This is a genomic window from Marinobacter orientalis (genome assembly GCF_004792665.1).
GTDB lineage: Bacteria > Pseudomonadota > Gammaproteobacteria > Pseudomonadales > Oleiphilaceae > Marinobacter > Marinobacter orientalis.
Genome location: NZ_SRZX01000004.1, coordinates 62,004 through 82,458, shown reverse-complemented (window position 1 = coordinate 82,458; position 20,455 = coordinate 62,004). Strand labels below are relative to the sequence as shown.

Genomic DNA, 20,455 nt, shown 5'->3' with positions numbered 1-20,455 from the left:
TCATTACCCCACCTGTTGACTACACGCTACCCTCATGGCGGCCTGCACTGGCATATAGCCGGAGATAGTCAGTGCTGGTCACTACCCCGGCAGGACGGCCGGTCTCGTCGACGACCAGTGCGGCGCTGAGCTGGTGAGCCAGCATCAGCCTTGCCAACTGGTGGGCATCGGTTTCCGGCGAAGCGGTCAGAAATGCCGGTAACTCGATATTCACGAAACCGGAATCCGGGGCGTGATCTTCTGATTCGTGCAACCAGGTCAGTAACCAGCGAAGATCCACCAGTCCTGCCACGTTTCCGTCGGCGGTAATGACAATGTGGTGTATACCGTTTTCTTCCATGGTCTCCAGTGCGTCGGCCACCGTGGCAGTAGCGGGCAATGAAAACAGGGTCGGTGTGCATATCTGGGAGACAGGAAGGTAAAGCCTTCGCTCTTTGGGCTCCCCGGCTGTCGCTGAGCCGTATTCCTCAAGTGCACGATGACGCCCGGACCTGGCTGCCATCTGGAACTCGGCATCGGTGTTTTCGCTATGGCTGACATCAAGTTTATGGGTTTCCGTCAGCTCTGTGACCTCGCCCACGCGGCGGCCCCGAAATATCTCGGGAAGGCGTGTACCGACCGGACGGCCGGGTTCACTGACATAGATGGACATAATCGTTTGCTCCGGACATAACAGGGCCTTCTCAGGTTATCGGCCGGATGTTGGATTGCTTCAGGCGCCAATAGTTTCCGATGCTGATGCATCCCGCCTGTGGCAGCGCTGGGTTGCGACGCGCCTGGCCAGAGACGCCGGCAGACACTGTGGCTGACCGGTAATTCGGTCTGCCAGATATTCTGCCAGCAACGGGGCGTAGGTCAGGCCCTTGCTGCCCAGGCCGGTAAACAGGTCGATGCCTTCCAGTGTGCGGCCCGCAGGGTCGGTCAGGGGGCCGGCAACGGGCTGGTAATCATGGGTTGTGCAGCGAAACGCCACTTTTCCCTCAAGCAAGGCAGGGTCCAGTTGCATTGCTGGACCACTGAATACACTGGGCACCATGGAAGCCAGCATCGAAAGGTTTTCGCGGTGGCTTTCAACTGAAAGCGCCGGCGAATGATCATGAAGGTCGAAGGTTGCGCCGGTCAGTGCCGTACCCTTGTGAGCGGGGTTTATGTATCCCGGGCCGCAGAGTACAACGGCAGGGTTATTCAGTGATGGTTCCGGTAAGTGGGAAACCTGTCCGCGGATGGTCCGGAAGCGGAATTCACTGCGCAACGGTATCAGCTCCGGGGTAAGGTGCCCGGCACAGATCACCACCCGGTCAGCAACAACATCCTGTTCACCGTTTCCGGCAATGTGCCATCTGCCGTTGCAGGGAGTCAGCCGGTGCACGTCAAAGCCAAAGCAGTGACGTATCCGCGAGTGGCGGACCAGCGAGCGGCACAACCTGCCGGGCTCCAGCCAACCACTGAGGGGAAACCAGAGGCCATCGCTGTTGACGGGAATGCCGGCCAGGCGGGAGGCCTCGGTGGCGTCGATGGGGCGGAGAACGGCTTGTGGGTAATCATTGCGCGCGATGAAGCGGGCCTGTCGGACGGCCTCTGTATCACTGTAGGCCAGCTGGATGAGGCCGGTAGGGTGCCAGCAATGATCCCCGGATTGAGCGTAGTAGCGCTGACTGAACAGCAAGGAACTCAGGCCAAGCTTCGCCTGGTCATTGAATTCCACGCCGAGCTTCACGTACAGGGCGCCCTGGCAATTGCCCGATGCTGCCATGCCTGCATCCGCCGCCCTGTCTATCAGAGTTACTTCAACTCCCCGCTGGGCCAGGTTGCGAGCCAGCAGGCTGCCAGCAACGCCTGCGCCTATAATGGCGATGGAATGCGGAGCTGTCGGGCTTTCATGGCCGCCCGCCTCCGGGACCCTGGGAAGCTCTCCGGCCATCATTTCCAGCTTGCGCCCGAACCCCGGCGTTTTCCGCATCGTGAACCCGGCATTCGTGAGCAGCCTGCGAACTTCACCAACGGCCGTAAAGGTCGCCATCGTGGTGCCCGGTCTGCTATGGCGTCTGAGAGCCGTGATCGCTGCCTGTTCCCACATGTCCGGATTTTTGGCCGGGGCAAAACCGTCCAGAAACCAGGCATCGGCATGGAAGTCCAGTTCGCGCCAGGCTTCCAGGACATCGCCAAAGAACAACGTCAGCCGGATACGCCCGGCGGCCAGCACCAGCCGGTGAGCGCCCTGGACTGGCGGCGGGTACTGGTCAAGCAGTTGAGCTGCGTAATCGCCGAGTTCCGGCCACAAGGACAACGCCTGGCGGAGATCTTCACGGTCAAGGGGATAACGCTCAGCGGAAATGAAGTGCAGGCACGCATTATCGGCGGGGCCTGACGCTTCCCAGGTTTGCCAGGCGGCAAGAAAATTCAGCCCGGTACCAAACCCCGTTTCGGCGATGGCAAATGAACCGCCGGCTGGAACCCTGGCAAACCTCTCGGCCAATCGATTATGGCGAATGAACACGTGACGGGCTTCTTCCAGTCCATCATCACGACTGAAATAGACATCGTCAAAACGGGTGGAGCAGGGCACACCTTCCCGCCATTCAATGGCAGCGGTCTCAATGGATGGGGGACTGATGTCCGTGCTCACTGTCTGGTCACCGCCTTTTCTTCTCTGCTGCTACTCTGTAGCGCTGTCGGCCTTTTTCCGGGACACGCTGTGAATAATGACGGGCTCTTTCGGCACATCGCCCATGCCGCCCGATCGACCGGTTGCCTTGCCGGCGATGGCATCGACGACACCCATACCGCCGCTGACCTTGCCGAACACGGTATAGCCCGGCCCGCGGACACCGGCGTTCAGGAAGTCGTTATCGGCCAGATTGATAAAAAACTGGGAGGTTGCGGAATCCGGCGAACTGGTGCGAGCCATGGCAATGGTGCCCCTCAGGTTTTTGGCGGTCGGTTTGGCCTCATTGCGCACCGGATCACGGGTTTGCTTCCGGTTGAGGTTTTTGTCAAATCCTCCACCCTGAATCATGAAGCCCGGAATGACCCGGTGAAAAATGGTGCCCTCGTAGAATCCGTTGCTCACGTACGCGAGGAAATTGTCCACGGTTTCCGGTGCAATGTCCGGCCGCAGTGTCACTTCGATCACGCCTTCACTGGTTTCGATGATCACCTGTGGCAATTCGTTCTGGTGCTCCTGGGCAGACAGTGATGAGGTGATGCCCAGCAACAGGGTTACGCAAAGAGCGATCTGCATCACATATCGAAACGGTTTAACGGAAATTGTCATTCTATAACGGCTCACGCTGCTAGCTCCGGGGTTGTCTGCTGCCATACTCTGATGGCTGCTGGCTGATCCTGGATTTTAACAGAGTTTGGCAGGCAGGTCGGCCTGATTTGACTGGAAGTTGCTACGGTCAGGCGCTAGCAAGAATGGTACTGTGGGATACCGCCTTCTGTTCTCCCTGGGCCCCGTAAAGCTTCTGGTGCCCGGAAACGCCACGGAAAATGTCGGTCAGACGGGAAAGGCGTTTCTGCAGGTGACTGATGACTCTGCCATTGCTCTGGTTAATTGCCTGGCAGGCTCGCAAGCGCCTGTCGGCGTCTTCCCAGAGTGCGACAAGGTCCGGCAGGCCAGCGCTGCGGATGAACCGCGAGGGCTCGCCACTGTCGGGGCGGAAACCCATGGCAACCATCAACCGGATTTTCCGTTTCGCGCTTTCGCGGACCTGTTCCAGCAGCCGGTTCTTTTCGCCGGTCAAGGTCTCAAGCTTGCTAACGTCAGAGCTGGAGAGGCAGGATTTTTCCTGATTGAGAACATCCGCCAGTGTGTCCAGCTTACGGATATCCTCGGCAAGAAGATCTTTCAGTTCATCAATTGCGGCCATGAGTTACTCACCCGAAAATGCTTTCATCCATCTCAAGCATTTTCTGGGCCAGTTTCTCGGCATCAATTTTGTAAGAGCCATTTTCCAGGGCAGAGCGGATCTGTTCGATGCGATCATCGTCCATTTCCGGATAGTTGCCCAGCTTCTGCTCAAGCTGTTTCAGGTCTTTAGCCTGGCTGCTCAGGTTGACATTTTCACCGCGGGGACCCTGAGCCTGGGTCTTTGCCTGCTCTGTCGCAGAGGGCTGGGTGTTCTGAGTACCGGAAGACTTGTCGGCCGTGGTTTTCTGGGTGTTGACCTGGCCTGGGCCTATTCCATTAAAGTCAACTGACATAAGGTTACCTGCTTGGCTGATCAGCCGCATTGGGCGGCTCCACGAGTTTAATACCTGGTTATCGGCATGGCTTTACATTTCTTTAGCAAATTTTTACACGGATGAGATTACAAGTCAGTCATCTGGCCGCTCTGCGGCAAAAGCTTGCCACCGCCGGCCAATGGATTCCGCCGCGGCAAGCATTACATGGGAATCTCCACATGGCCCGGTGCTGTTACACGGGCACGGACCGTGCGCGACGACGACAGATTTTCCACCAGAACCTGTTCCCCTATGCCGGCGCTGGCCAGCGCCTTGCCGCGGGAGTTCACCGAAAAGTTTCCGCTGCGGGCGCTGATAATAACATGATCTCCCCGCTCGATTGCCGCAGGGGTAAGCAGCAGATCAGGTGTGAATACTGTGCCGGCATTGATTCCCCGCCGCATTTCCATACCGACGAGCTGATCCCGGCGGGTAATAGCGCCGCGCCTTATGGAATTGACCACGACGGAGTCTGTACTCAATGCACTTTCCGTCAGCCGTTCACCTCTGCTGAGGGGGCGCGAAGCCACCATGGCATCGCCGGTTATGGTGACGGAAACCGGCAGGAACATCCGCCATGGCCGAAGACCTTCACAGGAAACCAGCAGTGACGGTTGCGTGGTTTTCCAGGGGTCACCGCTAAACGTTACCTCCAGCGACTCGTCGCAGGTGGCGAGGGAGAGGCGGGCATCCAGTTTGCCGCTATCGAAAGCGACAGAGAACCCCTCATCCGCCTGGTTTTCGGCAAATGCCTGCAGGAAGTCATCGGCAGCGGAATAGATTTGCTCCGCTGTGGTGTTGGAGGCGGTGGCCGTGCCTGCGATGGTAGACATTAGCAGTGCAGTAACGAAAATGCTGATGCGCATAAGCTGCGGTTTGTCCTATGCTAGCAATTAATAGGGTAAATGCTCGTTATTCGAGAAATTTCTAATGATTTCCGAATACAGCCGTTAAGCCCTTCCAGAGTCAATAAACCGGCACCTCAGGGTGCCATTTGGCGCATAACAGTTACGCAGCAAAATGCGTGCCGCCAGCGAGTGGTTGTGAGCAGGAGAAGAGACGATGACTGGGGTATTGGACAGTGTAAATCAGCGCACGCAGCTTGTAGGTCAGAACCGCCTGGAGCTCCTGCTGTTCCGGCTTCGGGGCCAGCAGGTCTATGGCATCAATGTATTCAAGGTCAAGGAAGTGCTTCAGTGTCCGAAACTGTCTTCCATACCCAACAGCCGTTCCATGGTGTGTGGTGTTGCCCATATCCGGGGGGAGACTATCCCGATTATTGATCTTGCGATGTCGATAAGGCTTCCCGGGATTCCGCGGGAACAGTTGGCAAACTGCTTTGTAATCATCACCGAATATAACCGCAAGACCCAGGGGTTCCTGGTTGGCGGTGTTGATCGTATCGTCAACATGAACTGGGAAGACATACTTCCGCCGCCCAAGGGGGCCGGAGAAGACGTCTATTTGACCGCAGTGACCCGCATCGATGACAGAATTGTCGAGATAATCGATGTGGAAAAGATCCTTTCCGAGGTTTCACCACTTGACCAGGATGTGGGCGAGGAGTTGCGCACCAGAAGTGCCGCGCGTGCGCCGGGTCATCTGCCGGTACTGGTGGTGGATGACTCCACCGTTGCCAGGCGCCAGATTGAACGCTGCCTGAATGCTATTGGCATGGACGTTGTGACCAGGAATGATGGCAAGCAGGCTTATGACTACCTCAAGGAAATCACTGCAGACGGTTCCCGCGCCTCAGATCACCTGTCTCTGATCATTTCCGATGTCGAAATGCCTGAAATGGATGGGTACACTCTGGTTACCAGGTGCAAAAACGAGCCTGCCATCAGTGACGTCTATATCATGCTGCATACTTCTCTCAGTGGCGTGTTCAACAAGGCTATGGTGCAAAAAGTGGGAGCTGATGATTTCATGGCCAAATTCAGTCCTGATGAGCTGGCGGAGCGGGTCATGGAGATTATTGACCGCGAGCAGTGAGGTTTTTTGTCGCTTCCGACTCACCCGATACTGAGATCCAATGAAAGCTGAAATAACGCCACAGGAATACGAGGCCTTCAAGACCTTCCTGCAGGATGCGTGTGGCATTTTGCTGGGGGATAACAAGCAGTACCTGGTCAAAAGCCGGCTGCGCAGGATCATGGAAGAAAACAGACTCAACACTCTGGGTGAGTTGCTGGAGCGGATAAAGCGTACCGGCCGTAGCAGCCTGAAAGAAGTGGTCATCGATGCGATGACCACGAATGAAACCCTGTGGTTCCGGGATAACCACCCGTTTCGTATCCTGCAGGAAAAACTGTTACCGGAATTTGGCGACCAGAAATCGGCACAGTCACTGCGTATCTGGTCAGCGGCGTGTTCAACCGGTCAGGAACCCTATTCCGTTGCCATGATTATTGAAGAGTTCCGGCGCCAGCGGCCGGGCAAACTCAGAGATGTCAAAATTACAGCGACGGACATTTCCAAAAGCGTACTGGAAGTGGCCCGCCGTGGCGAATATGAGATGATTGCCATCGGCCGTGGCCTGTCTCCGGAACGCCAGAAACAATTCTTTACCCCCGCCGTGAACGGCAGCTGGCAGATCAGGCCGCAGATCAAGAACATGGTCGAGTTCCGCGAGCTGAATCTGCTTGAACGCTACATGCTGGGAAAGTTTGATATTGTGTTGTGCCGGAATGTCCTGATCTACTTTTCGGCAGAGCTGAAGAAGGACATCCTCACCCGCATTCATGCCACTCTCAATCCCGGGGGTTATCTGATACTGGGCGCGTCGGAATCGCTGAACGGGCTGCCTGATCTCTATGAAATGGTGCAGTGCCACCCCGGAATCATTTACCGGAAGAAATAGGTCCGCCCTATGCCTGCCAATGTATGGATACTGGTCGCCGCACAGGCTCTTGCCATGTGCACCGCCCCTTTTATCGTTTTTATCGGAAGCATTCACGGCCGCCTGCTGGCGCCGTCACCGGAACTGGCCACCCTGCCGGTGGGGCTTGTTGTTGTGGGCACGGTACTGACAATAAAGCCTGCCACATGGCTGATGGAACGCATCGGGCGAAAACCGGTGATGCTGCTGGGAACGCTCGCCGGAACACTGGCAGGCATGCTTGGGATGCTGGCAGCCTGGACCACCAGTTTTCCGTTGCTGTGTGCCGCCGCCGTTGTGGGTGGAACAGGGCTGGCCGTAGTACATCAGTATCGTTTTGCGGCCATGGAATCGGTATCGCCCCAAATGGCCGGCTCCGCTGCCGCCCGGGTTCTTCTGGGCGGACTCGTGGCCGCCTGGCTGGGGCCGGAAATTGCTCTGGCCGGGGGTGGTAGCCAGGCGGAATATCCTTTCATGGGCGGATGGCTCGCCCTGGGCGCGGTTCAGTTGCTTGCCATGGCGGTATTGAGTCTGGGGTATCGTGCCAGTGGCGAACAGGTGCGGGAGACCACAACCGGGGGCGGTCGTCCGATGGCCGACATTCTGAAGCAACCGGTTGTGTGGGCTGCGATCAGCGCTGCCGCCGTCGGTTACGCAATTATGAGCTTCATCATGACGGCTACGCCCTTAAGCATGACCGAGATAGCCAACCACCCCCTTGAAGACGCCAAATGGGTCATCCAGATCCACATCATGGCCATGTATCTGCCGTCATTGGTCAGCGGCTGGCTGATTCGGGTTGTGGGTATCCCGCGGATGATGGCCTTGGGGTTACTGGCATATCTCGGGTGTGTGGCGGTGGCCTTCAGCGGTATCAGTTTCCAGCATTACCTGTCTGCCTTGATTCTGCTGGGTATTGGCTGGAATTTCCTGTTCGTGGGTGGCACCACGCTACTGCCTCACGGTTATCGGGACGAAGAGCGCTTCCGGGTGCAGGGCCTGAATGACCTGATGGTGTTCGGTTCGCAGGCGACGGCTGCACTGAGTGCGGGAATGGTGCTGGCAGCGTTTGACTGGTCGGGGTTGTTGCTGATAGCGGTGCCGTTCCTGATCCTGCATGGGGTGCTGATGACGGTCTGGCTTCTGAACCGCCCGGCGGCGTCCAGGGTGGTCGAATAGCAGGGGAGGATGGTGCCGACACCCCCTCAGGGTGCCGGCACTGCCGGAAGGTTAAACCAGGTTGTAAATGAACACGATGGCCACGGCGATCGGTGTGAAATACCGCAGCACCCGATACCAGGCGGTAAAGACGGCAGGTGACATGGACAGTTCCTCTTCCAGACTCGGACGGGACAGGAACCAGCCGACAAACACCGCGACCAGCAGTCCGCCGAGCGGCAACAGGATGTTGGCCGTCAGGAAGTCCAGCAGATCAAAGATCGTCTTGCCTTCGAACATCGCGAACATACCCAGCGGTGCCACATCGGACCACAGGTTCAGGGACAGTATGGACGCGATGCCCAGCAACCAGCAGGCGATACCGGCACCGAGGGTGCTGAGGGTGCGGTTCATTCCTTTCTGTTCTTCAAGCCATTCCACCAACGGCTCCAGCAATGAAATGCCGGATGTCCAGGCGGCAAAAATCAGCAACACGAAGAACAGCGTGCCAAAAAGGCTGCCCATGGGCATCTGGCCGAAGGCCAGCGGCAGGGTCTGGAAAATCAGCCCGGGGCCGGCACCTGGCTCAAGACCGTTGGCAAATACGATCGGGAAGATTGCCAGCCCGGCCAGCAATGCCACCACGGTATCCATCAGTGATACGGCAACTGAGGTCTTGGCAATGGAGATGTTTTTTGGCAGATAGGAGCCGTAGGCCATCATGATGCCCATGCCCAGGCTGAGGGTGAAAAAGGCATGGCCCAGGGCCACCAGTACGCCGGAGGTAGTGAGTTTGGAGAAGTCCGGCTGGAACAGGAAGCTCGCCGCCTCGCCAAAATGGCCAGTGGTCATGGCGTAACCCACAACGATAAGCAGCAACACGAACAGGGCAGGCATCAGTATGCTCACGGCACGCTCAAGCCCTGAACGGACACCACGAGCAACCACAATCATCACCAGTGCCATAAACAGGGTGTGCCACATCAGCAGTTTTACCGGATCGCCCAGGAGACCCGAGAAGATAGCGCCGATCGACTCGGCACTCTGGCCTGCCAGTTGCCCGGTGGCGGCTGTGCCCACATAGGAAATGGCCCAGCCACCAATCACCGAATAAAATGACAGGATGAGGAACCCGGCCAGTACGCCAATGGCGGCCACCCAGCTCCATGCAGGCTTCAGGCCTTCATGCCGGGTAATCGCCCGCATACTGTTAACGGGGCTGAGGCCGCCACGGCGGCCAATGAGAACCTCTGCCATCATGATGGGGAGGCCCACGGCGGCTATACACAGCAGATAGACCAGAACAAAGGCACCACCACCATTCTCGCCGGTGATATACGGGAACTTCCAGATATTGCCGAGGCCTACCGCAGAACCGGTGGCCGCCAGTATAAATGCCAGGCGCGAGGACCATAGCCCCCGCGCGGCAGCCGCTTTGCCCATGGCACCATCGGGGGAGGGTGAAGAAGGGTTATTCATCTGTTTTCTCCTGCTTACTGTTTTTGTTTTCGGGAACGAGTGATGGCAATAACTTCGCCATCATCAGCGCGGTATATGGTGGAATCGTTCTTCTGCCAGTTGATCTGCGATCTGCCCGGTGGGCAGGCCGTCGCGGTCTGAGCGCTGGAAAATTTCCTGTAACGTAAGGCCGATAGTGTCGACGTGCTGCTTCACCGTGGCGGGGTCCGCGCCAGTGCGCTCGTAATACACATCGATGATGCCGCCGGCATTGATCACGAAATCAGGGGCGTAGAGTACGCCATGCTTCCACAGCAGCCGGTCGTGGGCCGGGCTGGCAAGCTGGTTGTTGGCGGCACCGGCAACGATGGGCGCCTGCAGCTTTGTAATGGACTGATCATTCAGTACCGCGCCCATGGCGCAGGGTGCCACTACGTCCACCGGCAAATACAGAATCTCCTCTGCCGTGGCCGGTTTGGCACCAAGCTCTGCCACCGCCCGGTCCATCTGGTCCTGATGAATGTCGTACACCCACAGCTTTGCGCCGGCTTCGGTCAGATGCCGGGCAAGTCGGTAACCAACATTGCCAATACCCTGGACGGCCACCGTCAGTCCTTCCAGGTCACTGCGCCCGAGTCTGTGCTTCACCGCGGCCTGGAGGCCCACGAAGGTCCCCCAGGCTGTGGCAGGTGACGGGTCGCCGCTGCTCGGTTTGCCATCAAAACCGGGGCGTTCCTTGATGCCCGCAACATTGCTGGTCTGGCGGCTCATGATTTTCAGGTCAGCAACACTGGTGCCTGAGTCTTCTGCCGCAATGTACAGTCCGCCGAGCTGTTCCAGGAAGCGGCCCATGGACTCCAGCAAGGCTTCGGTTTTGTGCTCACGGGGGTCGCCGATAATAACGGACTTACCGCCACCCAGATTGAGATTGGCCAGAGCAGACTTGTAGGTCATGCCCCGTGACAGGCGCAGTACGTCGCGGAGGGCCTCTTCATCGCTGGCATAGGGAAACATGCGGCAACCACCCAGGGCGGGGCCGCGGGATGTATTGTGCACGGCAATGATGGCTCGCAGTCCGGTTTCAGGGTCGCAGCAGAAAGTCAGGTGTTGGTGATGGTCGAATTCAGGATGCGCAAATACAGTCATCGTTCTGGTTCCTTTTTACGCGTTTGCATAGCCGGCTACGATGGCTGCGGATGCCTGCTGTGTTTGCGGGCAAAACCCGAAGCGGATCGTAAACGGGTGGTGGACTGGTCTAAAGCCCGGGCCAGGGCTGCGGTAATTGTGTCAGGTCGGAACTTCGTAGCGGATACGATGCGGGTGATCGTAGTGCAAAAACGGGATGTGTCAGGAGAGCCATTAACGGGAGTTGCAGAATGCGGGCGCAAAAGCCCATCATCTGAGACTGATTTACCAGTAACATGCTGAAATCCTCTTCCACCTGGCCGGATCACGGCTTCGTGGTTGTCTTGTTGTTGTGCCCCGGCGGGTTGGCCGGCTGGCATGATTTCATTGTGCAGGGCCCTTTTGGGGCCCGGCGGAAAAAGACTAGATAGCTTTTACACCATCGTCAATGGTTGGAGATCACACATTTTTTGGTGAATTTGAAAATTTTAACGGTAACAGTCAGATATCTCTACTTTACGTAAACGTAAATTTTAAGGTTGTCCGGAAATCGTAGCCGGATCTGGCTTATGACCCCTTCAGGAATCCATTTTATGTCCAATGCAAAGAGTCTGATCATGTCTGCTGTTCTGGTGCTGGCAGGATGTACCGGTGTGCCCGATGGAATTGAACCCGTGAGCGATCTGGACGTGGAGCGCTATAAGGGCACCTGGTATGAAATCGCGCGTCTGGATCATTCGTTTGAGGAAGGTTTGTCAAATGTCACCGCTGATTACTCGCTTCAGGACGATGGCAGCATCCGGGTGATCAACCGGGGCTATTCAGAGGAGGACGGGAAGTGGGAGGAAGCCGAGGGTCGTGCGGTGTTCGTTGACGATGAAGCCAACGGGCATTTGAAAGTGTCATTTTTCGGGCCTTTCTACGCCTCTTACGTCGTGTTCAGACTGGATCAAGACTACCGCTTCGCCTATATCACCGGATATGACCGGGATTACGTCTGGTTTCTGTCGAGGACACCAACGGTAGACGACGAGACCCTGGCGGAATTCAAGAAGACCGCCGAGGCCCGTGGCTTCGATCTGGATGAGTTAATCATTGTTGATCAGAGCCGTAACCGTTAATCCTGCAAGACAGCCTGGGCCAGACCGGGTGGTTAGAAGGGCAGGTGGCCCGTCTTCACCCAGATAACCGTTTCCTCGTCGACAAACGGGTGGTGCTGGCTCATGTGAGGGCTTCGCATCCAGGTGCCTGCCGGGTAACGTCCATTTTCGTCACAAAATTCGCCCGATAGCACCAGTATTTCCTCCCCACCGAAATGCCGGTGGGGCTGGAACTTCTCCTTTGCAGGCCATTTCACCAGAGCGACATGCTCGTGTTCAAACTCATGCAGCGGCATCACCTCAAGCCCGCCAATTCCCGGTAACCACTCAGCGGTGTTGGTGTCGATGCGGACGGTGGCGGTGTCGCGCTGATCAAACTGATGAAGCTTTACAAACAGCACGCAGCCCTCCTTGCTGAAGGGCGCATGGCCGCTTCCGGGCGGATTGCGCAGGTAGGTGCCCTTACCGTAGTCACCGGTTTCATCGGAAAATACGCCCTCCAGCACCAGAATCTCCTCACCCAGCGGGTGTTCGTGGCGTTTGAAACTGGCGCCGGGCTCGTAGCGAACGATACTGGTGGCGTGGCCGCGCTCCGCCTCTTCACGCGCCAGAGGTTTACGGAGAACGCCTCCAGCCGGGCTGGAAATCCATTCCTGATCGGGGGTATGGATAACGACTTTCTGGCTAAAGTCCATATTGAGCATGATGATCTCCGGTTGTGTGATCTGGTATCCCTGTCGCTATTTGATCAGTTTCTGGACATCACGGAAGCGCGGGTGCTCGCAATGCTGCATCCACTCGAAAGCCACCATCTCGACGGTAACAATGGTGGCTCCAGCCTGCTGCAGGCGCTCCAGAGCTGCATCACGATCGTTGTCATGGCGGGAACCGGTTGCGTTTTCCACCACCCAGACACCGAAGCCGGCGGCCAGAAGCGACAGGGCGGTCTGCAACATGCAGACGTGAGTCTCGCAGCCCCCGATAATGACCTGTTTACGATCATTGGGCATGGCGTCTACCAGCCCCCCGCCGCAGGCATCAAAGTGGATCTTGGTGACGGTCTGGTCGGCAAGCGTGGATATGTCGTCGTCGTTGTGTCCCAGTTTTTCCGGAATCTGTTCTGTGGCGATCACAGGAACGTTCAGTAACTTCGCAATCCGGGCAAGTCGCACACTCTCCGCGAGGACTGAATCACCATGGCTGATTGCAGGCATAAGTCTCTTCTGAAGGTCCACCAGTACCAGCGTCGATTGCTCGGCGTTTAACAGCATAACTAACTCCTTTCGGTCCTAATCCGGAATGTGTCCAGTCCCAGTATTGCATAAACCGGGAACGGGTTGCCGCCACAGTGCGACTACCAGGTATCAACCACTGGCCGATGGCCACCCCGCAGGGACTCCGGATCGACGGAGTTCAGACCCCTGATCAGCCAGTCGCGGGTTTCGGCGGGGTCAATCACGGCATCGATCTCGAGGAAGCTTGCCATGCTGACGCCCTTGCCGCGCTCATAGAGTTGCCCCACAAGCTTATCGAACAGGGCGTTGCGCTCGTCCTGGTCTTCTATGGCTGCCAGTTCCCTGGCAAAGCCCAGACGAACCGCGCCCTCCAGTCCCATGGCCCCGAACTCGCTGCTGGGCCAGCCGATGGTAAACATTGGCGCATGGAAACTGCCGGCCGCCATGGCCTGGGCGCCGAGGCCATAGCCTTTACGCAGCACCACCGTGAAGAAGGGCACCACCATGCTGGCAGCGGTGACGAACATCCGGGACACATGGCGCACGGTGGCCTGTTTCTCCGCCTCCGGCCCGACCATAAAGCCCGGCGTGTCACACAGGGAGAGCAGCGGCAGGCCATGGGCATCGCACAGCTGCATGAAGCGGGTGGCCTTGTCTGCCGCAACAGCGTCGATGGCTCCACCCAGATGCATGGGATTATTGGCGATCAACCCGAAGGCCTTGCCCTGGATACGAACCAGGGCAGTGATCATTCCCGGTGCAAAGTGAGGGCGCAATTCTATCACTGAATCCTGATCGGCGAGGGCGTTGATCACCCGGCGGATGTCGTATACACGCAAGCGATTCTCCGGAATCAGGTGCCGGAGTTCGCGCTGGTCGACTGCTTCGCCGGCCGGCACATCGCCCTGGAAAAAAGCCAGGTACTGTCTGGCCATGCGGGTAGCTTCCTCCTCATCGGAGGCGATAATATCGACAACACCATTGCGGCTTTGAGTTGAGACCGGGCCGACTTCTTCGGGCATGAAACGGCCAAGGCCGCCGCCTTCGATCATTGCCGGGCCGGCCATACCGATGGTGGCGTTTTCAGTGGCAATGATCACGTCGCAGCAGCCCAGCAGTGCGGCGTTACCTGCAAAACAGCGCCCGGATGCAATACCAATCAGGGGCACAGTGCCGCTCAGCCGGGCCATGCGCATGAAGGTAGTGCAGTCCAGCCCCGCTACGCCAATCCAGTCCACATCGCCGGGCCGGCCGCCCCCGCCTTCGGTGAAAAAGACCAGGGGCAGCCGCTGCTTTTCGGCCAGTTCCAGCATACGGTCGGTTTTCTTGTGATTCATCACGCCCTGGGTGCCGGCAAATACCGTGTAGTCGTAGCTCATGGCCATGCAACGGGCAGTCTGCGGAGCAAACAGTTCGCCGTTCACCGTGCCGATACCGGCGATCAGTCCGTCAGCCGGGCTGAGAGCCTGGAGTTCTTTCGCGCTGCGGCGGGTGCGCTGGGCGGCGAGGGCAAGGGCGCCATACTCCATGAAACTGCCATCATCAAGCAGGTCTGCCAGATTCTCCCGCGCGGTTCTCTGACCGGTTTTGCGGCGTTTTGCCACCGCCCCGGGCCGTTTGTCATCGGTAAGCTGATCGTGAAGTGACAGAACTTTCTGCAGGTCCGCCCGGATATGATCGAGGTTCATGGACTCCTCCGTGGAGACGTCGATAGCGGCCATTTCCCCGGGTTCGATAAACATCAGGGGCTGGTCTTCGTAAACAGCTTCGCCAGCCCCGGCAGCCAGAGCCACTACATGCCCGCTTTGCCCGGCCCTGATCACAAACTCCATTTTCATTGCCTCAAGTACCGCAACCTGTTGTCCTTCCACAACCGCCTGGCCGGGTGCTGCATCAATGCTGACAACGACGCCCTGGGCCGGCGCTGTGATCGGATCAGAACCTTCCGGCCCGACAGCAATAACATTATCGGCCGACAGGGTTTGGCCGGTTTCTTCGAAATACAGACCTGGATGAGGTTTCGCCTCGTTGGGTATGAGCTCCGCAGCGTGGGTGTCAATAAACCTCGTGGATAGCTCGTTCGACTGAACCCGGTTGTGCTGAAGGATGTTCTGGAGCAATCCGATGTTGCTGGGGACGCCCTCCAGACGAAATTCGCAGAGGGCGCGATAGGCGCGGCGGAGCAGGGCGGAGTAGTCGCCTTCAGAATGGACAATCAGTTTCGCCAACAGGGAATCATAGGCCGGGCTTGTGGTGTAGCCGGCGTAACCGTACCCATCGACCCGAACCCCTGGACCGGTTGGGGGTTCATAGGCCTCTATTGTTCCGCCTGCAGGTCTGGCACTGCCGTCCTGCGCCATGGTTTCCAGATTGATCCGAAGCTGAACTGCCCGGCCTCTCGGTTCCGGTGCACAGTCCAGACCCAGTTCTGCCAGTGTCATGCCGGCAGCAACAAGAATCTGAAGCTGGACCAGATCCAGCCCGGTAATGGCTTCGGTGATCGTGTGTTCGACCTGCACACGGGGGTTGGCTTCAAGAAATACATAATGGCCGGATTCCATATCCACCAGGAACTCGATGGTGCACAGCCCGCGATATCCGACAGCGCGGCTGAGCATTTCTGCATCTGCCAGTAGCTGATCGCGCAGTTCAGCGGACAGGCCCGGTGCCGGAGCTATTTCCATTACCTTCTGGTTCCGCCGTTGCAGGGTGCAATCCCTTTCCCAGAGGTGGGTAACAGCTGTGCCATCACCAATAATCTGGACCTCAATATGCCTCGCATCAGGTATCAGCTGCTCAATATAGAGATCGCCGTTGCCAAATGCCGCCGTCGCTTCTGACTGGCAGCGGTAAAAGGCGGACTCCAGCTCTGCCAGTGAATGGACAGGCCTCATGCCCCTTCCGCCACCACCGGCGATAGCCTTGAGCATCACGGTGCCGGGTTCACCCAGAGATTTCATGAATGATCTGGCCGATTCCAGGCTGGTGGGCTCATTGGTGCCATGAATCAGCGGTACGCCGTGCTTCCTGGCCAGCTGCCGGGCGCTTGCCTTGTCGCCAAAGACATCCAGCACCGCCGGCGAGGGCCCGATAAAGAACACCCCGGCCGCCTCACACTGGCGCGCAAAGCCCGGGTTTTCACTGAGGAATCCGTAACCGGGATGAATGGCGTCGCAGCCGCAGTCCCTCGCGATGCGGATCAGTTCTTCACCATCAAGATAGGCTGCCGGCCCCGACCTGTTCAGGGCTACTGATGCGTCTGCCTTCCTGACATGAAGCGACTTGCTGTCGTCCTGCGCGTATACCGTCACCGTCGGTATGTTGAGTTCAGCTGCCGCACCTGCGATGCGTACGGAAATTTCACCACGATTGGCAATCAACAGGCGTTGGAAGGGCATAGGTCAGCGTATCCTCTCGGGAAGTGTTGTGCTTTATATTGATAACAGTAACCAGCACCATAGCCTAGAACGCCCTACCAGGGGGTTGAAGTGATCTTTACTTATCGCTGAACATCAACGGTATTAATTGCTTAAGCGATTCATATCGAAGTGGAGTCAATATGTCACGTTGGCTGATAATTGCGGGTATAGCGCTGGTCGTGCTGGGCCTTCTGGTCCACTTCGCACCCTGGTTGTTCCAGTGGTTCGGCAAGCTGCCTGGGGATATCAATATCCGCTCGGACAGAAGCCAGTTGTTCATACCTGTTACCTCGATGATCCTGATCAGCGTTGTTCTTACCATCGTACTGAATCTGTTCAATCGTTAGCCAGCACCGGCTTTGAAAGAACTCCTGGCCAAACGATATAGAAATTTGAGTTGCCAAACCCCGATAAAACCATTAAAGTTTGCGCCCTCAAATGAGCGACGACGTCCCCGAAGGGGTGAGGCACGAAGTGCCGGATAACGCGCACGCCTGGAAAGTACGCTTGCAAAGCAAGCGCAGCGCGAAACAATTCAGGCAAGATTTTGAAGGTATTGGAGAGGTGGCCGAGTGGCTGAAGGCGCACGCCTGGAAAGTGTGTATACGTTAATAGCGTATCGAGGGTTCGAATCCCTCCCTCTCCGCCAAATCAAGGCCCTGATTTTTTGAATAAAAATCAGGGCCTTTTTTCATTTTTGGGACAAAATTGGTCCACCTGATTCCTCGGGCGAGCCAGCCGCGCAGTACTCTATCTGTTAGCAGGCTCAGCCGCACATCCGGCAGACGCTCTTACACCCCGGCCCGCTGAACGATTCCGTTTGTCGCAGTACATGTCAGCATCCGCACGTGCATACAGATTTTCAATGTCACTGGTTTCATCCGGACATTGCCACACCGCTGCTCAACCCCACATGAAGCTGTGTCCCATCGTGCAGGGGGGATAGGCAGTGAGTAATTCTCCATCCTTTACCGGATAAAGGTCGACCTCATCCAGCGAGGCGTGAGCTACCGACGCAAGGGAACAATGCCACCGACAGTCTGTCACAATGCAGGTTGAAGCCGTTGTTACCGATGGCATTTGATGGGCAGGCACTTTTAAGTGGCCTGCCCTGCATGCCAGTCAGCGCTAGAGGGACGTGTTACACAACGATATCCATTCCACTATGAATCAGAATGGGCTGCCAAATTTTACGATCGAGAGCCATGATAATGATTAGACATCAGGGTGTTTAACAAGGGGCGAGCCAAGCTGGTAGCGGTCCATGACGGCACAGAGTTCAAACGGGTCCAGGATGCATTGCGCTCAAGCGAAGCGGAATTCCGGACTCTGGTCGAAACCATGCCGCAAATTGTGTGGGTCACTCGTCCCGACGGTTGGCACATCGACTTTAATCAACACTGGCTGGATTACACCGGGCTGACCGTCGAAGAGAGCCTTGGACATGGCTGGAATCCACCATTTCACCCAGACGACCGCGGGCGTGCTGCCGAGCGATGGCTGCAAGCGACGAACAGCGGCAAACCCTATGAGATTGAATACCGGCTACGTCGGCGGGACGGGGTGTATCACTGGATGCTCGGCAGAGCCCTTCCAATGCGCGATGCTGAGGGCAACATTGTCAAATGGTTCGGCACATGCACGGACATTGACCATCTGAAGCGGACCCAGGAGCGTCTCGATGAGGCCCAGCTGGTCGGAAAGATCGGGGATTGGGAGTACAACCCCATCACCGACGACACTACCTGGTCACAGGCAGTGTACAGGATGTTCGGAAGAGACAGTCGGCTTGACGCCCCTAAAAACCTCCTTGAGAGCTCAACCCTTTACGACGCTGAAAGCGCTGTTCTGTTGAAAAAAATGTTGAATCTGGCAACTGCATCCGGCCAAACGCAAAGATTTGACCTTCGCACAAAGGGAGGTGACGGCCAAGAATCTTATGTCCAGGTAGTCGCAGTGCCAAGAAAAGCTGATAGTGGCGAGGTCGTGGGCCTTTTCGGTACCGTTCAGGACATTTCTGAACGAAAACAGGCAGAACTGGCGCTACACGCCAGGGCACAGCAACAACGGCTCGCCGCCGCGCTTGGACAGTTTGCATTGTCGGCCACGAGTCTCGACGAGGTGTATACGGAAGCGGCATCGACAATCGCGCAGGGTCTGAAAGTAGAGTTCAGCAACATTCTGCTCCTCGATGGGCCGCAAAACCCCCTGGTTCTGAAAGCTGGCATCGGATGGAAGCCAGGCTGGATCGGCCGCCAGGTGGCTGATCCAGTGGAGCAAACACAAACGTATCGGGTCCTCGCATCCCGCGAACCCGTCATCATTCATGATTTCAGTGAGGATTCGCAATTCGCTCCGTCCGAACTACTCACTTCCCATGGTGTTATGAGCGGTGTCGATATTCTGGTGGGCGGATTTGAAAAACCGGCCGGAGTGCTGGGCGCTTACACCGATACACCCCGCAAATTCTCAACCGATGATGTCGGCTTTTTACAGGGGATTGCCAATATCCTCAGCGCCGTGGCCGAGCGCCAACGGGCTAACGAGCAGCTTAGCCATATGGCACTTCACGATCCGCTGACAGATTTGCCAAATCGTCTGCTTTTAACAGATCGACTCAATGAAGCGCTGTCGCACGCCAAGCGCCACGATGAACAAGTTGCCCTTCTGTTTGTGGACATCGACCGGTTCAAACACGTGAATGACGTATTCGGGCATGCGCTGGGCGACCATGTTCTTCATGAAGTCGCAAAGCGGCTGTCCCGCTGTGTGAACTCCGAGGGTACGGTAAGCCGGCAAGGCGGCGACGAATTTATCGTGGCTTTAACGGGAGTTCAGGAAGAACAGGATGCCGCTCTCATTGCCGATAGGCTCCTCACTGCCATTACCTCTCCATTCATCCTCGAGGACATCGAAATTATCCTCGGCATGAGTATCGGGATAGCGTGTTTTCCCCGCAATGGAGAGGATGCGGGAACCTTGCTGCGTAATGCCGATGCGGCTATGTACGTTGCCAAAGAGTTGGGTCGTAACCGTTATCAGTTTTACGCACCTGAAATGAATATGCGAGCGCTGGATCGTTTGACCCTTGAGAGCGACCTGCATCGTGCCATCGAACGTAATGAGCTGTTTCTAATGTATCAGCCTCAACTTGACCTCAAAACAGAGAATGTTGTCGGTCTGGAGGCACTGGTTCGATGGCGGCATCCCTCCCGTGGACTTATTTCCCCTGGTCAATTCATCCCTATTGCGGAGGACTGCGGCCTGATTATTCCGATTGGGAACTGGATACTGGAATCGGCCTGCACCCGGCGCGCTTACTGGGCGTCTCAGGGCTTAACGACAGGGTCTATGGCGGTGAACATTTCTGCGCATCAATTCCGCCAGGCTGATTTTTGTGACCGAATAAATGATGTGCTTTTACGCACAGGACTACGGCCCGACTTGCTGGAACTGGAAGTCACGGAAGGCGTGATCATGCAAGGCATTGACCAGGTGCTGAATAAGCTCAACCTGCTTCGCGAATTGGGGGTCACGCTTGCCATAGATGATTTTGGGACCGGCTATTCGAGCCTGAATTACCTGAAGCAGTTTCCACTCCATTGTTTAAAAATAGATCAATCATTCACGCGGGGGCTGCCGAACGACCAGGGAAATGAAGCGATTGCCAAAGCGATCATACAAATGGGACACAGTCTGGGACTGAAGGTACTGGCCGAGGGGATTGAGACCAAGGAAGAGGAAAACCATCTCAAAGCACTGGGCTGTGATGCAGGACAGGGCTATTTATACGCTAAGCCGCTTTCGACCGGGGATTGCGAGGAATATCTCAGAGTCACACACCGGGATTAG

General features: G+C 56.9%; 17 protein-coding genes and 1 tRNA gene. 7 read left to right on the top strand and 11 right to left on the bottom strand.

Going from position 1 to position 20,455, the window contains the following annotated elements; all coding sequences use genetic code 11:
- Nucleotides 1–19 precede the first annotated feature (19 nt).
- From DIT72_RS12405 to flgA, 6 genes are all read right to left on the bottom strand, one after another.
- Complete coding sequence (locus tag DIT72_RS12405) at nt 20–652, bottom strand: CBS domain-containing protein (RefSeq protein ID WP_135955566.1); 633 nt, start codon at nt 650–652, stop codon at nt 20–22.
- Between the two features lie 60 nt (nt 653–712).
- On the bottom strand, nt 713–2,626 hold the full coding sequence (gene mnmC, locus DIT72_RS12400) for a bifunctional tRNA (5-methylaminomethyl-2-thiouridine)(34)-methyltransferase MnmD/FAD-dependent 5-carboxymethylaminomethyl-2-thiouridine(34) oxidoreductase MnmC (RefSeq protein WP_135955565.1): 1,914 nt from the start codon (nt 2,624–2,626) through the stop codon (nt 713–715).
- A gap of 30 nt (nt 2,627–2,656) precedes the next feature.
- The gene (locus DIT72_RS12395; protein ID WP_135955770.1) at nt 2,657–3,274 is read right to left on the bottom strand and encodes a peptidylprolyl isomerase; all 618 of its coding nucleotides are present in this window, start codon (nt 3,272–3,274) and stop codon (nt 2,657–2,659) included.
- A gap of 127 nt (nt 3,275–3,401) precedes the next feature.
- Complete coding sequence (locus DIT72_RS12390) at nt 3,402–3,872, bottom strand: flagella synthesis protein FlgN (RefSeq protein ID WP_135955564.1); 471 nt, start codon at nt 3,870–3,872, stop codon at nt 3,402–3,404.
- 7 nt (nt 3,873–3,879) lie between these two features.
- Nucleotides 3,880–4,206 (bottom strand): flagellar biosynthesis anti-sigma factor FlgM, encoded by a 327-nt coding sequence (flgM, locus tag DIT72_RS12385; RefSeq protein WP_135955563.1) that lies wholly within the window; start codon nt 4,204–4,206, stop codon nt 3,880–3,882.
- A 182-nt stretch (nt 4,207–4,388) separates the two neighbouring features.
- Nucleotides 4,389–5,093, bottom strand: coding sequence for a flagellar basal body P-ring formation chaperone FlgA (gene flgA, locus DIT72_RS12380; RefSeq protein WP_135955562.1), 705 nt, complete (start codon nt 5,091–5,093; stop codon nt 4,389–4,391).
- Nucleotides 5,094–5,289: 196 nt separating this feature from the next.
- Between flgA and DIT72_RS12375 the strand changes: the two genes are divergently transcribed.
- Genes DIT72_RS12375 through DIT72_RS12365 form a run of 3 tightly spaced genes read left to right on the top strand, consistent with a single transcriptional unit; the run spans nt 5,290 to nt 8,287 of the window.
- The gene (locus DIT72_RS12375) at nt 5,290–6,222 is read left to right on the top strand and encodes a chemotaxis protein CheV (protein ID WP_135955561.1); all 933 of its coding nucleotides are present in this window, start codon (nt 5,290–5,292) and stop codon (nt 6,220–6,222) included.
- Between the two features lie 40 nt (nt 6,223–6,262).
- On the top strand, nt 6,263–7,090 hold the full coding sequence (locus DIT72_RS12370; protein WP_135955560.1) for a CheR family methyltransferase: 828 nt from the start codon (nt 6,263–6,265) through the stop codon (nt 7,088–7,090).
- 9 nt (nt 7,091–7,099) lie between these two features.
- Nucleotides 7,100–8,287, top strand: coding sequence for an MFS transporter (locus tag DIT72_RS12365; RefSeq protein ID WP_135955559.1), 1,188 nt, complete (start codon nt 7,100–7,102; stop codon nt 8,285–8,287).
- 51 nt (nt 8,288–8,338) lie between these two features.
- On the opposite strand, the gene DIT72_RS12360 is transcribed toward DIT72_RS12365, so the two are convergent.
- Nucleotides 8,339–9,745 carry a sodium-dependent transporter gene (locus DIT72_RS12360; protein WP_135955558.1) on the bottom strand — a complete coding sequence of 469 codons (1,407 nt, stop codon included), beginning with the start codon at nt 9,743–9,745 and terminating at the stop codon, nt 8,339–8,341.
- Between the two features lie 63 nt (nt 9,746–9,808).
- Nucleotides 9,809–10,870, bottom strand: a complete 1,062-nt coding sequence (locus tag DIT72_RS12355) for a Glu/Leu/Phe/Val family dehydrogenase (protein WP_135955557.1) — start codon at nt 10,868–10,870, stop codon at nt 9,809–9,811.
- Between the two features lie 572 nt (nt 10,871–11,442).
- Between DIT72_RS12355 and DIT72_RS12350 the strand changes: the two genes are divergently transcribed.
- Nucleotides 11,443–11,970, top strand: coding sequence for a lipocalin family protein (locus tag DIT72_RS12350; protein WP_135955556.1), 528 nt, complete (start codon nt 11,443–11,445; stop codon nt 11,968–11,970).
- Nucleotides 11,971–12,002: 32 nt separating this feature from the next.
- Here the strand turns inward: DIT72_RS12350 and DIT72_RS12345 are convergent, their stop codons facing one another.
- The 3 genes from DIT72_RS12345 to DIT72_RS12335 all read right to left on the bottom strand — a co-directional run bounded on the left by DIT72_RS12345 (nt 12,003) and on the right by DIT72_RS12335 (nt 16,582).
- Nucleotides 12,003–12,653, bottom strand: coding sequence for a cupin domain-containing protein (locus tag DIT72_RS12345; protein ID WP_135955555.1), 651 nt, complete (start codon nt 12,651–12,653; stop codon nt 12,003–12,005).
- A 36-nt stretch (nt 12,654–12,689) separates the two neighbouring features.
- A complete protein-coding gene (locus DIT72_RS12340; RefSeq protein WP_135955554.1) occupies nt 12,690–13,220 on the bottom strand; it encodes an isochorismatase family protein in 531 nt (176 codons plus the stop codon).
- An 83-nt stretch (nt 13,221–13,303) separates the two neighbouring features.
- On the bottom strand, nt 13,304–16,582 hold the full coding sequence (locus DIT72_RS12335) for a carboxyl transferase domain-containing protein (protein ID WP_135955553.1): 3,279 nt from the start codon (nt 16,580–16,582) through the stop codon (nt 13,304–13,306).
- Nucleotides 16,583–16,743: 161 nt separating this feature from the next.
- Here DIT72_RS12335 and DIT72_RS12330 point away from each other — a divergent pair, with 161 nt between their 5' ends.
- The 3 genes from DIT72_RS12330 to DIT72_RS12320 all read left to right on the top strand — a co-directional run bounded on the left by DIT72_RS12330 (nt 16,744) and on the right by DIT72_RS12320 (nt 20,455).
- Nucleotides 16,744–16,950 (top strand): DUF2905 domain-containing protein, encoded by a 207-nt coding sequence (locus DIT72_RS12330; RefSeq protein ID WP_135955552.1) that lies wholly within the window; start codon nt 16,744–16,746, stop codon nt 16,948–16,950.
- A gap of 211 nt (nt 16,951–17,161) precedes the next feature.
- Nucleotides 17,162–17,252: transfer RNA gene (locus DIT72_RS12325), tRNA-Ser, on the top strand.
- Nucleotides 17,253–17,830: 578 nt separating this feature from the next.
- Nucleotides 17,831–20,455, top strand: a complete 2,625-nt coding sequence (locus DIT72_RS12320; protein ID WP_135955551.1) for a sensor domain-containing protein — start codon at nt 17,831–17,833, stop codon at nt 20,453–20,455.

Coding starts and splice junctions, on each gene's coding strand:
- DIT72_RS12405 (WP_135955566.1), bottom strand. CDS start 652: ATGTCCATCTATGTCAGTGAACCCGGCCGTCCGGTCGGTACACGCCTT.
- DIT72_RS12395 (WP_135955770.1), bottom strand. CDS start 3,274: ATGACAATTTCCGTTAAACCGTTTCGATATGTGATGCAGATCGCTCTT.
- DIT72_RS12390 (WP_135955564.1), bottom strand. CDS start 3,872: ATGGCCGCAATTGATGAACTGAAAGATCTTCTTGCCGAGGATATCCGT.
- flgM (WP_135955563.1), bottom strand. CDS start 4,206: ATGTCAGTTGACTTTAATGGAATAGGCCCAGGCCAGGTCAACACCCAG.
- flgA (WP_135955562.1), bottom strand. CDS start 5,093: ATGCGCATCAGCATTTTCGTTACTGCACTGCTAATGTCTACCATCGCA.
- DIT72_RS12375 (WP_135955561.1), top strand. CDS start 5,290: ATGACTGGGGTATTGGACAGTGTAAATCAGCGCACGCAGCTTGTAGGT.
- DIT72_RS12370 (WP_135955560.1), top strand. CDS start 6,263: ATGAAAGCTGAAATAACGCCACAGGAATACGAGGCCTTCAAGACCTTC.
- DIT72_RS12365 (WP_135955559.1), top strand. CDS start 7,100: ATGCCTGCCAATGTATGGATACTGGTCGCCGCACAGGCTCTTGCCATG.
- DIT72_RS12360 (WP_135955558.1), bottom strand. CDS start 9,745: ATGAATAACCCTTCTTCACCCTCCCCCGATGGTGCCATGGGCAAAGCG.
- DIT72_RS12355 (WP_135955557.1), bottom strand. CDS start 10,870: ATGACTGTATTTGCGCATCCTGAATTCGACCATCACCAACACCTGACT.
- DIT72_RS12350 (WP_135955556.1), top strand. CDS start 11,443: ATGTCCAATGCAAAGAGTCTGATCATGTCTGCTGTTCTGGTGCTGGCA.
- DIT72_RS12345 (WP_135955555.1), bottom strand. CDS start 12,653: ATGCTCAATATGGACTTTAGCCAGAAAGTCGTTATCCATACCCCCGAT.
- DIT72_RS12340 (WP_135955554.1), bottom strand. CDS start 13,220: ATGCTGTTAAACGCCGAGCAATCGACGCTGGTACTGGTGGACCTTCAG.
- DIT72_RS12335 (WP_135955553.1), bottom strand. CDS start 16,582: ATGCCCTTCCAACGCCTGTTGATTGCCAATCGTGGTGAAATTTCCGTA.
- DIT72_RS12330 (WP_135955552.1), top strand. CDS start 16,744: ATGTCACGTTGGCTGATAATTGCGGGTATAGCGCTGGTCGTGCTGGGC.